This window comes from Pseudarthrobacter sp. H2 (assembly GCF_050157045.1).
Taxonomy (GTDB): domain Bacteria; phylum Actinomycetota; class Actinomycetes; order Actinomycetales; family Micrococcaceae; genus Arthrobacter.
Window position 1 is genome coordinate 805,010 of record NZ_CP189594.1, and the last position, 11,914, is coordinate 816,923.

The window sequence follows — 11,914 nt, forward strand, 5'->3', positions numbered from 1 at the left end:
TCACGCCAAATGACCAAGCCGCGCAGTCCGTGATCCTTTCAATTGGAAGGGATCACGGCCTGCGCGGCTTTGTTGTGCTTTCGCTCGTACCCGGCGCTGGCGCCCGGAGCTATGCTCCGAGCGGTGCGGCGGCCACGGTCGGCAGGGTCGGGCGGGCTGAGCCGCCGGCCGGTTCCAGGGTGATTCCCAGTGCCGCGGCGGAGGCGATGCCCTTGACCACTGCCGGCTTGGAGAGGGCTTCGGCATCCATCAGGCCCTGTGAGACGGGAGCGGAGCCGTCCTTCGGGATCAGCCACATCTGGTAGACCTTGCCGGCCGGCGGTGCCGGGACCCCGTTCATCCTGACCACGACGGCGTCCTTCGACGAGGAGATGGTCACGGTGGCCGTGCCGCCGCCGCTGACCTCGACCGTTGCCTGCCGTTTGTCGCCGGCCTGAAGCACCTGGTTGAGCGGATCGTTCTGGTTCGCCACGTAGGCACCCACGCCGACACCGCCAAGGGCGATCGCGGCGGCGGCGGCGACGCCCACGAGCCAGTTGCGCATGCCCTGGGGCCGGCGCCGTTGTTCCCGGCGCTGGCGGGCGGCACCGAGCTCGTCGGTGACGGGCCGTCCGGCCTGCTCCCGGACGGGTTGTGCCACCAACGGTGGCGCCGCCTGATCGGGCCGGCCGGCAGCAGGGCCGCCGTCGGCCAACAGAGCCGCAGGCTGCGCCGGAAGGGCAGCCACGATGCGGTCCAGGAGGCCCGCCGGTGGTTCCTCCTCGGCGGTGAAACTGGTGGCAAGGGTTTCCCGGGCCTGGCGCACGCGTTGGTAAAAGGCGCTGCGCTCGGCCTGCTGCGCTGTCTCGATGTAGTGCTCGACGGCGTCGCGTTCGGCGTCGTCGAGGGCGTCCAGCGCATAGACCTCCGCCAGGTCAACCACGCGGCCCGAGGTGAGGTCGGTGGCGATATCGGCTGCGAAGCCGCCGGGGACGCGGCCGTTGTTCTGTGCATTCATGTCGGTCATCTCAACTCACCCCCAGACAGGTCTTCAGCCGGATCAGTCCGTCGCGGATGCGGGACTTGATGGTGGGAACGGCAGCATTGAGCTTCTCTGCGACTTCCCGGTACGTGAGGCCGCCGTAGTAGGCCAGCCGCACGGATTCCTGTTGCGTGGCGGTCAGCGTCGCCAGGCAGCGCACGACGGCCTCGGCCTCCAGCCGGCTGCCGACCTCGTCGGAGACCGAATCGTGGTCGATCTCCTGGCTGCTGGCGCCATATTTCGCTTCCCGGTCGGTGGAGGACTGGGAGGAGCGCACCTTGTCCACGGCGCGGCGGTGCGAGATGGTCATGAGCCACGCGAGCGGGCTGCCCGCCTCGGGGTTGAACTTGGACGCGTTCTGCCAGACCTGGAGGAACACCTCCTGCGTCGTGTCCTCGCTGAGCTCCGCGTCGATCAGGACCCTGCGGGCCATGCCGAAAACGCGCCGGGAGGTGAGCCCATAGAACTCCGCAAAGGCCGACTGGTCACCCTGGGCAATCCGTTCAAGCAGCGTCACGAGCCGGCGGTTCACGTCGGTTGCGGTGCCAAGGGGAGCGGCGGCCTCGGGGTTCGGGGCGTTGGGAGTGTCCATCACCTTCAAGCATAAGGTGCCTGCCGCCGATTCCGGGCCAGGATGAGCGCCGCCCGGGGTGTAGCCCCCCGCAACCGGCCGGCCCGGGCGTCTGTCCATCTGCATTGTGGTCACCTGCCGCTCCTCGCTCCCTTCCCCGCTGGGGCTGCCCGTGATCCGGCCTGCCGTCCCGCCCATGATTTGGTGGGTCTTCAGAGGTGATTCGGCACGGCACGGCAATCGGATGGGCCCGCAGAGCCGGAAGACTCCCGGGCCGTGTTCCGGAGATGCCGCCCGGGCCGTGTCCGGGCTGTGGTGTAGCGACGTTGTGTAGGGCCGGGTTTCAGAGTTTCGCGCCGGCGAACCCGTTCTGCCGCCACGCCTCGTAGACGGCAATGGACGCCGCGTTCGCAAGGTTCAAGGAGCGGAGGGCCGGCAGCATCGGCAGGCGAACGCGGGAGGTCACATGCGGGTCGTGTTTGAGCTCCTCCGGCAGCCCCACGGACTCCCGGCCAAAGAGCAGCACGTCACCGGGACGGTAGCTGATCTCCGTATAGGAGGCTTCGCCATCGGAGGTGAACGCGAAGACCCGCTCCGGCCGCAGTGCCGCCCAGGCGGCGTCGATGTCCGGGTGGACGGTCACGACGGCGAGGTCGTGGTAGTCCAGCCCGGCCCGCCGAAGCTTGGCGTCGGAAAAATCAAAGCCCAGGGGCTCCACCAGATGCAGCTCGGCGCCCGTGATGGCGGCCAGCCGGATGGCATTGCCGGTATTGCCTGGGATTTCGGGAGTATGAAAGAGGATGCGGAACACGCTTCCATCCTAGCGATCGGCCGTCCCCGGTCCTGCCACCTTCGCTGCGCACGCCTGCCGCTGCGAGCGCCTGCCCTCGCTAGTGCATGCCGCGCAGCAGCCGGGCGAGCACGGAAACGTTGACGGTGTTCGGTGCGGGGCCGGAGCCCAGGAACTGCTTGAGCCCGCGGGCCAGGCCGGCGGCGTTGACCACCTGGATGGTGTCCTGGCTGTCGCCGCGGTGGTTGTCTTGCCCTGCGGACGACCGGCGGTGCCGGTCGATGACCGGCTGGTGGAGGTTGCCGTCCGTGCTGTGGACCACAGTCCAGCCGGTGACATTCAGCTCCGGGAAGATGTCCTGCATCCTGCGCACCACACCGGCCAGCTGCGGCGGGGCGATGGACCGTCCGCCGTGGGTCAGCGCGCTGCCGTTCCAGGCGTAGGCGCCGGGAGGCAGCAGCATGGATCCGATGATCGCCATCCGGTAGCCGGCGAGCAACGCGTGGTCGATGTGGCTGTTGTCCGCCGGTGACTGCAGGCCGTTGATAAGGCGCGCGGCCGGGATGGCGGGAAGGATCTGCCGGCTGATGAGCTGGACCGTCCGCATTTCCCGCTGGATCCTCGCCTCGGCGCCGAAGATTCCGCGCTTGCGGGGCAGGCCATGGACCTGTTGCCGCGCCACGTCCTCCGGGATCAGCGGCACTTCGCCGCCTTGGGCGAACTGCTCGAACGGCGGAACGTAGACCGGGGCATCCGCCGCGGTGTTCCGCGGCGTGTTGGGGCGGCGCACGTTGGCGGAAGCGTGGCTGCCCGCCGCCGGGGCGTCAAAGTGGGCCCCTTCGTCGCCGGCGGCGGAATAGGCGCCGCGGGGTCCGCCGCCGTAGGACCGGTCGTAGTCGGCGCGCCGCTTTGCATCGATCAGGGTCTCATAAGCCAGGGTCACGCGCCGGAAGGCTGCGGGATCGCCGCCGTGATCCGGATGCGACAAGCGTGCAGCCCTGCGGTAGGCCACCTTGATCTCCTTGTCCGTCGCCGTCACGGGGATCCGGAGGACCTGGTAGTGCGAGCTGTTGCCCTGGGTCAAGCGAGAATCCTTCTGTTGAGGCTGCCGGCCCGTCCTGGACAGCCGGCCTGGCCAGTTTAACCGGCTGGAGGACTAACGTCCGTATGCGCCCCGTTGGTTCCTGCCGGTTGCCCCCGTTCCCCTGGGCGGAACCGGTTTCCCGGGGCCATTTGCCGAAGAAGGCCGCTATCCGGATCGGGATAGCGGCCTTCTTCGGCAAATGGCTGGTGACCGGCCGGGGGCCCTCTTTCAGCGGCCCTTGGGCGACAGCCTGTTCAGCGCCAGGGCACCCACCAGCAGGCCGAAGTCGCGAAGGGCCACGTCGTAGAAGTTGCCCAGGACGATGAGGTTGATGATGATGCCCAGCAGCCAGACTGCCACCAGCAACGATCCGAAGCGTGGCCTGAACGCCACGGCCAGGCCGGCGATGATCTCAACCACGCCGACGATGTACATGATGGTCTGGGCCGGCAGCGGGACCACGGACGTGGCGACGGGTGCGAGATACATGGTCCAGTCGGTCAACAGGTTGGTGAATTTGTCCAGGCCGAAGATGATCGGCGCCACGGTGAACACCGTCCGGAGCAGCAGGAAGGCCTGCCGCTCCGGTGCAGCCGCGAGCATGGAGGGTCGTGTCGCGAGGGCTGAGGAAGACTTCATGGCAACTCCTTCTAAAAGTAGATAAATTGATTTTAGAATGAAGCATCAGATTAAGCAATGGATCTTGTTTTTAGAGTTAGGCTGGTTTTATGAACCGCGTTCCGTGGATCCGCAGGATTGCGGCCCTCGCTTCCCTGGGCGATGAGACCCGCCGGAAGCTTTTCGACTTCGTCGCGGCGGCGGAGGACGCCGTCGGCCGAGACCATGCCGCGGGCGCCCTCGGGCTGGCCAGGAGCACCGCGTCATTCCACCTGGACCGGCTGGTGCAGGACGGGCTGCTGGCCGTGGAGTTCCGGAAGCTCGGGGGCAGGGAAGGCCCCGGTTCCGGACGTCCGGCCAAGCTCTACCGGGCCGCAGTCCAGGAGGTGGCCGCCTCGGTCCCGGACCGGAATTACGATCTTGCCGCCGAGCTGCTGCTCGCCGCCATCGAAGCGTCGGTCGCCGACGGCGTTCCGGCCCGCGAGGCGCTGCTCCGGAGTGCCTATGCCCGGGGCGAGGCTGCAGGCGAGACGGCAGGCCACGCGGCAGGCGAGGCCGCCCGGGCGGCTGCGGAAAACTTCGCCGGGCTCCTCGTGGCTGAGGGGTACCGGCCGGAGAGCGACGGCGCGGGCGGCCTGGTGCTGCTGAACTGCCCCTTCCACCGCCTTGCCGCAGGCCATGCCGGGGTCGTGTGCGCCATGAATGGAGCCTTCCTGAATGGCGCCGCCGCCGGCTGCGGAATGCCGCCGGACCGGATCGAGGCGCTCGACCTGGAGGACCTGAGGGCGGGCGGAGCGGCGCAACGGGGACAGTGTTGCGCGCGGATCAAGCCACTTTGAGCCATGCCCGCCACCAGTGCCGCATCCGGGCCGCGGGTAGAATTGGCCTGTGCCCGCCTACCTCGATCATGCCGCCACCACTTCCCTCGCCCCGGAGGCGCTGGCCGCGCTGACCCGCGAGTTGTCCCGGACCGGGAACCCCTCCTCGCTGCACGCCTCGGGCCGCCGTGCCCGGCGGGCCGTGGAAGACGCGAGGGAAGCGCTCGCGGCGTCCGCAGGCGCCCACCCCTCGGAAGTGATCTTCACCTCCGGCGGCACCGAAGCGGACAACCTCGCGGTCAAGGGCCTCTACTGGTCCCGGCACGCCGAGGACCCCAAGCGGACGCGCATCCTGTGTTCCGCCGTCGAGCACCACGCCGTGCTGGATACCGTGGAGTGGCTCGAACGGCATGAAGGCGCCGACGTCCGCTGGCTGCCCGTGGACGCCAACGGCGTGCTGGACCTGGCCGTGCTGGAATCCGAACTGTCCCGCGACCCCGAATCGATTGCCCTGGTCACCGTGATGTGGGCCAACAACGAAGTCGGCACCATCCAGCCGATCGCCGAGATTGTCGGGCTGGCCCACCGTGCCGGAGTTCCGGTACACTCCGATGCCGTCCAGGCCTTCGGCTCCGTTCCCGTGGACTTCCGCGGCACCGGCCTGGACGCCATGTCCGTCTCCGGGCACAAGATCGGCGGCCCCGTGGGCGTGGGCGCCCTGATCCTGGGACGCGCGGTGAAGCTGACCCCGGTGCAGCATGGCGGGGGACAGGAGCGCGATGTCCGGTCCGGAACCCTGGACACCCCCTCGATCGCGGCTTTCGCCGCGGCAGCCGAGGCCGCCACCGCGAGGCTCCCCGAGGAAGCCTCCCGGATCGCAGGCCTGCGGGACCGGCTGATCGACGGCGTCCGCGGGGCCGTTCCCGGGGCGGTGCTGCGCGGTGCCCCGGCGGCCGGACGGCTGCCCGGCAACGCGCACTTCACCTTCCCCGGCTGCGAAGGCGATTCGCTGCTCTTCCTGCTGGATCTGGCAGGAGTGGAGTCGTCCACCGGATCGGCCTGCACGGCGGGGGTTCCGCGGCCCTCCCATGTGCTCCTGGCCATGGGGCTGGACGAGGAGACGGCCAGGGGCGCCCAGCGGTTCACGCTGGGGCATTCCTCCACCGAGGCCGACGTCGACGCCCTGCTGGCGGCCCTGCCGGGGGCCTGGGCGCGCGCCCGCCAAGCCGGCATGGCAGGGCACGAGTCGACCATCCAGACCGCGGGGACCGTGGCCCGCCAGGCGTCCGGCCGCGGCTGAACATACGGCAGGCTACGGGGCCGGCAGGAGTTCGGCCAGCGGCACCGCAGGATCCGTCAGGGCCTCAGCGCTCACCGGAGTCCGCGCCGAAATCAGGGCCTTGATGGTCTTCTGCGCTCCCGGCCGGCTGGACCGTGGCCAGTTGACGCTCATTCCCGCGACCACCCGGCCCTCGCGCTGCCAGAACGCGATGAATTCGTGTGCCTCGAGCGAGCCGCGGATGGCCGGCTGGCCGGTGATGAGCGTCGGGAATCCTGAATACTCCATGCTGACGTCGAACTGGTCCGTGTAGAAATACGGGACCGTGTCCAGGACGGCGTCCTGGCCCAGCATGGCTTCGGCCGCGACCTTTCCGCCGTTCAGGGCATTGGACCAGTGTTCGCTGCGGTGGTGTTCCCCGGTGAAGGGATGCAGGGCGTTGGCGACGTCGCCGGCTGCGTAGACACCGGGCGCGTCCGTCCGCAGCGAGGCGTCGGTGAGGATACCGTTCCGCAGCCCGATGCCCGCGGCCGCAGCGAGGGAGACCCCAGGGGCCACGCCCACGGCAATGACCACCAGATCCGCCGGGAGGACCTCGCCGGAGTCGGTGACGACGCCGGTCACGCGCCCGGACTGCCCCGTGATCTCCGCGGCCGAAGCCGGAAGCCGGAAGCGCACGCCCTGGGTCTCGTGCAGCGAGCGGAAGAATCCGCCCAGTTCGGGGCCGATCGCGGCCCCCAGCGGCACCTCCTCGTGCCCCAGCAGGGTGACGGTGTTGCCGTAGGTGCTGGCGGCGGCTGCCAGTTCCATTCCGATCCAGCCCGAGCCGATCATCACCACGTTCCGGCCGCCCTCGGCGAGGCTGGCGCGCAGGCGGCGGCTGTCATCCACGGTCCGGAAAGTCGTGACGCCCTCCAGCCCGCCTCCCGGCAAGGGAATGGAACGCGGGCTTGACCCGGTGGCGAGCAGCAGCGAGCCGTACTCCAGCCGGCCGCCGTCGCCCAGGCCCACGGTGCGGGCGGCCGGATCGATCCCGGTGACCGAAACGCCCAGCCGGAGCTCGACGTCGTTCTCCCCGTACCACTGCGCCGGCACCACGGGCAGGGCCTCCTCGGCGGCCTTGCCGAGCAGGTACTCCTTCGACAACGGCGGCCGCAGGTACGGATGGTGCGCTTCGGCGGACACCAGGACAACCCGGCCGGTGAAGCCCTCCGCGCGGAGTGTCTTCGCGGCGGTGGCACCGGCCAGTCCGCCGCCCACAATCACGATGTCCTCTACAGCCACCTGCGCTCGATTCCTGCGGCCTGGCGCTGCCAGGATGCATTGGTCCCAGTCCCCGCCGGCGACATGGTCGCCGCCGAAGAATTCTAAAAGCAGTGTGTTTGACGTTAGAAGGGGGATGCGGCGTAGTCAAGGGTCTTTGGGCCATGATTCGGCGTGGCGATAGAATGGACCCGCAGTCATTGTGTTAGCCGCCAGCAGTTGTTTCCCCGCTGTCCACCAGGCGGCCGCCGATGCCGGCGCCCCCGGACACCTACAGAAAGCCAGTATGCGAGTTCTTGCAGCCATGAGCGGCGGGGTTGATTCCGCCGTCGCCGCCGCCCGCGCCGTCGAGGCGGGACACGACGTCGTCGGAGTCCACCTGGCGCTGTCCCGGATGCCCGGCACCCTGCGCACCGGCAGCCGCGGCTGCTGCACGATCGAGGATTCCCGCGACGCGTGGCGGGCCTGCGACGTGCTCGGCATCCCGTACTACGTCTGGGATTTCTCCGAGCGCTTCAAGGAAGACGTCGTCCAGGATTTCATCGACGAATACGCCGCCGGACGCACGCCCAACCCCTGCATGCGCTGCAACGAACGCATCAAGTTCGCCGCCCTGCTGGAGAAGGCCATCGCGCTCGGGTTCGACGCCGTCTGCACCGGCCATTACGCCAAGGTGATCAACGACGCCGGGGGCAATCCCGAACTGCACCGCGCCGCCGACTGGGCCAAGGACCAGAGCTATGTGCTCGGCGTCCTCACCCACGAGCAGCTCAAGCACTCCATGTTCCCGCTGGCGGACACTCCGTCCAAGGCCGAGGTCCGCGCCGAAGCCGAGCGCCGCGGCCTGTCCGTGGCCAACAAGCCGGACAGCCACGACATCTGCTTCATTCCCGACGGCGATACCGCCGGCTGGCTGGCCGAGAAGATCGACATGACCACGGGCGACATCGTGGATGAGTCCGGCGCGAAGGTTGGAGAGCATCCCGGCGCCAACGCCTTCACCGTCGGCCAGCGCCGCGGCCTGAAGCTGGGAACCCCCGCCGCGGACGGCAAGCCGCGGTTCGTGCTGGAAATCCGGCCCAAGGAAAACAAGGTCGTCGTGGGGCCCGAGGCCCTGCTGGCCATCGACGAGATCCGCGGCATCAAGGTCTCCTGGGCGGGGCTGCCGATCGCCGAGGTGCACACCGGCGAGGAGTTCGACTGCTACGCCCAGGTCCGCGCGCACGGGGATCCCGTCCCGGCACGAGCACAAATGGAGCAGGGGAACCTCGTGGTGACCCTGACCGAGCCGCTGCGCGGGGTTGCCCCGGGCCAGACGGTGGTCCTCTACCAGGGAACCCGCGTGCTGGGACAGGCAACCATTGACGCCGCACGCTCGCTGCAGCGAGCCGCACTGTAGGCGCGGGCCGGCGAGCGGACGGGCCCTCCGAAGATCCTCAGGCAAACAGGCCGAAAACGCCGAGTTTCTTCGATCCGGATAAATTTTGTGTCTCGTCTCACACGATGCAACGATTCACCACGCCAGCTTCTGGTTGAATCAAGGAATCAGCACGGTGCTGCCCGCGGAATTATCCTTCCTCGGCCGCGCCAGTTCCCATCGAACAGAAAGTTCACAGATGGCAATGAACAAGAAGGCCTTGCAGGGCGCGATCGCGCTTGCGGGCGTTTCCGCCCTCGCACTGACTGCCTGCACGGGCCCGTCCGGTGGCGGAGGCGGGTCATCGGCCGCGACCACCGGCCCGATCGCCTACGGCACCACGGATAAGGTCACGGCCCTGGACCCAGCGGGCTCGTACGACAACGGTTCGTTCATGGTGATGAACCAGATCTACTCCTTCCTGCTCAACTCGAAGCCGGGCACCGCAGATCCCGTGCCCGATCTGGCAGAGTCGGCCTCCTTCACGACGCCGACCGAGTACACGGTCAAGCTCAAGCCCGGGCTCACCTGGGCCAACGGGCACACGCTGGACTCCAAGGACGTCAAGTTCTCCTTTGACCGGCAGACCAAGATCAACGATCCCGCCGGCCCCGCAAGTTTGCTGTCCAATGTGAACAGCATCACCACTCCGGATGCCAACACTGTGGTGTTCACACTCAAGCTGGCCAATGATCAGACCTTTGGCCAGATCCTCAGCAGCCCCGCCGCGCCGATCGTCGACGACGAAGTCTTCCCGGCCGACAAAGTGCTCGACGACGACTCCATCATCAAGGCGAAGGCCTTCGACGGCCAGTACACGATCGACACGTACAAGAAGAACGAGCTGATCAGCTTCAAGGCCTACGCCGACTACAAGGGCCTCCTGGGCAAGCCGGCCAACGATGCCGCCACGATCAAGTACTACGCGGACGCGACCAACTTGAAGCTGGACATCCAGCAGGGCAATATCGACGTCGCCAACCGGACCCTGAGCGCCACCGACATCGACGACCTGAAGAAGGATTCCAAGGTCAAGGTCAATGTCGGTCCCGGCGGCGAAATCCGCTACATCACGTTCAACTTTGACACGATGCCGTTCGGCGCCAAGACTCCGGAGGCAGATCCGGCCAAGGCGCTCGCCGTCCGTCAGGGCGTAGCCAACCTCGTGGACCGCCAGGCGATCGCGGACCAGGTGTACAAGGGCACCTACCTTCCCCTGTACTCCAACGTCCCCAGCGGCTTCCTCGGCGCCGACCAATCCTTCAAGGACGCCTACGGCGACGCCGGCAAGCCCAGCCTGGACAAGGCCAAGAAGGTCCTCGCCGATGCCGGCGTGACCACCCCGGTAACACTGAACCTCCAGTACAACCCGGACCACTACGGCAAGTCCTCAGGCGACGAATACGCCATGATCAAGGACCAGCTGGAAAAGTCCGGCCTGTTCAAGGTCAACCTGCAGTCAACGGAATGGGTCACGTACAGCAAGGCCAGCCGGGCCGATGAATATCCCGTGTACCAGTTCGGCTGGTACCCGGACTTCAGCGACGCCGACAACTACCTCACGCCGTTCTTCCTGGAAAACAGTTTCCTGAAGAACCATTACACCAACCCCCAGGTCACGGAGCTGATCCAGAAGCAGACCACCACCGTGGACAAGGGCGCGCGCGAGTCCACCATCAAGGATGCACAGAATGCCCTGGCCAAGGACATCTCGACGCTTCCGTTGCTCCAGGGCGCGCAGGTTGCCATTTCCGGCACAGGGGTCAAAGGTGTCGATTCGACCCTCGACCCTTCCTTCAAGTTCCGGTTGGGAACCGTTTCCAAGTAAGGCTGCATCGCTGCGGTTCTGACCAGCCTGGGAGGCGGGGCGCCCTCGAGGCGCCCCGCTTTTGCCGGTCATCGCAGCATCCGCAGTTCACGGGGCCGGCCCATGGCCGCGAAAGCACAATCTTAGGTACCAATGACAACACTGATAGAGGCGCCGCCAAGCGACGCCGACGGGCTCCTCCCGTCGAAGAAAAAATCATCGGGCGGGGGGCTGGGGACCTACATCCTGGTCCGGTTGATCCTGATCCTCCCGACCATGTTCATCCTGGTGACCATGGTCTTCTTCCTGATGCGGGTCATCGGAGACCCCATCACTGCGGCCCAGGGCGGCAGGCTTCCCCCTGATGTCCTGGCCCAGCGCATTCACGACGCCGGGTACGACCGCCCGATCATGGTGCAGTACTTCGAATACCTGGGCCAGGTGGCGACCGGCAACTTCGGAACGACGATCACCGACCGCCGGCCCGTTGTTGAAATGCTGGCGACGTTCGGCACGGCAACCCTCGAACTGGCCATCAACGCCGTGATCGTGGCGTTGCTGGTGGGCATTCCGCTGGGCCTGCTCGCAGCCCACCGGCGTGACAAGGCACCGGACGCCGTCCTGCGCTTCTTCGCCATTCTTTGCTACGCCACTCCCGTGTTCTTCGCGGGCCTCCTGCTGAAGCTGACCTTCTCGGTCTGGCTCGGCTGGCTCCCTGTCGCAGGCCGGGCTTCAACGAGGACCGAACTGGCCATGGGAAGCCTGGCAGCGCCCACCCGGATCTATTGGCTGGACGCGTTGCGCAGCGGCAACATGGCGGCGTTCAGCGATGTGATGGCCCACGCAGTCCTCCCGGCACTGGCCCTCGGGCTGCTGACGGCCGGTGTCTTCCTCCGTCTGGTCCGCACCAACGTAATCGGAACGCTCGGCAAGGACTACGTCGAGGCCGGCCGGTCCCGCGGCGTGAGTGAATTCCGGCTCGTGACCAAGCACGCCTACAAGCCGGCGCTCATCCCGATCATCACGGTGATGGGGCTGCAGATTGCCCTCCTGCTCGGCGGCGCCGTCCTCACCGAGACCACCTTCGAGTGGAAGGGGCTCGGCTATCAATTGGTCCAGTACCTGAATGCCCGCGACTTCGTCGCCGTCCAGGGCATCGTGGTGCTGCTGGCGGTCATCGTCGCCGTCACCAACTTTGTCGTCGACGTCGTCGCGGCCCTGATCGACCCCCGGGTGAGGTACTAGC

At 67.5% G+C, this 11,914-nt stretch carries 11 protein-coding genes; 5 read left to right on the forward strand and 6 right to left on the reverse strand.

Translation table 11 applies throughout. From position 1 onward, the window contains the following. Window positions 1-109 precede the first annotated feature (109 nt). The 5 genes from ACQCSZ_RS03820 to ACQCSZ_RS03840 all read right to left on the reverse strand — a co-directional run bounded on the left by ACQCSZ_RS03820 (window position 110) and on the right by ACQCSZ_RS03840 (window position 4,105). Window positions 110-1,006: an anti-sigma factor gene (locus ACQCSZ_RS03820; RefSeq protein WP_427006766.1), complete on the reverse strand. Its 897-nt coding sequence runs from the start codon at window positions 1,004-1,006 to the stop codon at window positions 110-112. A gap of 1 nt (window position 1,007) precedes the next feature. Continuing rightward, a complete protein-coding gene (gene sigK / locus ACQCSZ_RS03825; RefSeq protein ID WP_427006767.1) occupies window positions 1,008-1,613 on the reverse strand; it encodes an ECF RNA polymerase sigma factor SigK in 606 nt (201 codons plus the stop codon). 322 nt (window positions 1,614-1,935) lie between these two features. After that, on the reverse strand, window positions 1,936-2,403 hold the full coding sequence (locus ACQCSZ_RS03830) for a tRNA (cytidine(34)-2'-O)-methyltransferase (RefSeq protein ID WP_427006768.1): 468 nt from the start codon (window positions 2,401-2,403) through the stop codon (window positions 1,936-1,938). 79 nt (window positions 2,404-2,482) lie between these two features. Further along, window positions 2,483-3,466: a J domain-containing protein gene (locus ACQCSZ_RS03835; RefSeq protein WP_427006769.1), complete on the reverse strand. Its 984-nt coding sequence runs from the start codon at window positions 3,464-3,466 to the stop codon at window positions 2,483-2,485. 228 nt (window positions 3,467-3,694) lie between these two features. After that, window positions 3,695-4,105, reverse strand: coding sequence for a hypothetical protein (locus tag ACQCSZ_RS03840; protein WP_427006770.1), 411 nt, complete (start codon window positions 4,103-4,105; stop codon window positions 3,695-3,697). Between the two features lie 89 nt (window positions 4,106-4,194). Between ACQCSZ_RS03840 and ACQCSZ_RS03845 the strand changes: the two genes are divergently transcribed. After that, complete coding sequence (locus tag ACQCSZ_RS03845; RefSeq protein WP_427006771.1) at window positions 4,195-4,923, forward strand: helix-turn-helix transcriptional regulator; 729 nt, start codon at window positions 4,195-4,197, stop codon at window positions 4,921-4,923. Window positions 4,924-4,972: 49 nt separating this feature from the next. Next, on the forward strand, window positions 4,973-6,202 hold the full coding sequence (locus ACQCSZ_RS03850) for a cysteine desulfurase family protein (protein ID WP_427006772.1): 1,230 nt from the start codon (window positions 4,973-4,975) through the stop codon (window positions 6,200-6,202). Window positions 6,203-6,214: 12 nt separating this feature from the next. Here ACQCSZ_RS03850 and ACQCSZ_RS03855 read toward each other — a convergent pair whose 3' ends face one another. Next, a complete protein-coding gene (locus ACQCSZ_RS03855) occupies window positions 6,215-7,465 on the reverse strand; it encodes an NAD(P)/FAD-dependent oxidoreductase (RefSeq protein WP_427006773.1) in 1,251 nt (416 codons plus the stop codon). Between the two features lie 265 nt (window positions 7,466-7,730). On the opposite strand from ACQCSZ_RS03855, the gene mnmA reads away from it, so the two are divergent. From mnmA to ACQCSZ_RS03870, 3 genes are all read left to right on the forward strand, one after another. Continuing rightward, window positions 7,731-8,843, forward strand: a complete 1,113-nt coding sequence (gene mnmA / locus ACQCSZ_RS03860; protein ID WP_427006774.1) for a tRNA 2-thiouridine(34) synthase MnmA — start codon at window positions 7,731-7,733, stop codon at window positions 8,841-8,843. A 217-nt stretch (window positions 8,844-9,060) separates the two neighbouring features. Further along, window positions 9,061-10,689: an ABC transporter substrate-binding protein gene (locus tag ACQCSZ_RS03865; RefSeq protein ID WP_427006775.1), complete on the forward strand. Its 1,629-nt coding sequence runs from the start codon at window positions 9,061-9,063 to the stop codon at window positions 10,687-10,689. 132 nt (window positions 10,690-10,821) lie between these two features. Then, complete coding sequence (locus ACQCSZ_RS03870) at window positions 10,822-11,913, forward strand: ABC transporter permease (protein WP_427006776.1); 1,092 nt, start codon at window positions 10,822-10,824, stop codon at window positions 11,911-11,913. Window position 11,914: the final 1 nt, after the last annotated feature.

Bases quoted from the DNA above. Each gene is read 5' to 3' on its own strand.
- ACQCSZ_RS03820 (WP_427006766.1), bottom strand. From the start codon at position 1,006: ATGACCGACATGAATGCACAGAACAACGGCCGCGTCCCCGGCGGCTTC.
- sigK (WP_427006767.1), bottom strand. From the start codon at position 1,613: ATGGACACTCCCAACGCCCCGAACCCCGAGGCCGCCGCTCCCCTTGGC.
- ACQCSZ_RS03840 (WP_427006770.1), bottom strand. From the start codon at position 4,105: ATGAAGTCTTCCTCAGCCCTCGCGACACGACCCTCCATGCTCGCGGCT.
- ACQCSZ_RS03845 (WP_427006771.1), top strand. From the start codon at position 4,195: ATGAACCGCGTTCCGTGGATCCGCAGGATTGCGGCCCTCGCTTCCCTG.
- mnmA (WP_427006774.1), top strand. From the start codon at position 7,731: ATGCGAGTTCTTGCAGCCATGAGCGGCGGGGTTGATTCCGCCGTCGCC.
- ACQCSZ_RS03865 (WP_427006775.1), top strand. From the start codon at position 9,061: ATGGCAATGAACAAGAAGGCCTTGCAGGGCGCGATCGCGCTTGCGGGC.
- ACQCSZ_RS03870 (WP_427006776.1), top strand. From the start codon at position 10,822: ATGACAACACTGATAGAGGCGCCGCCAAGCGACGCCGACGGGCTCCTC.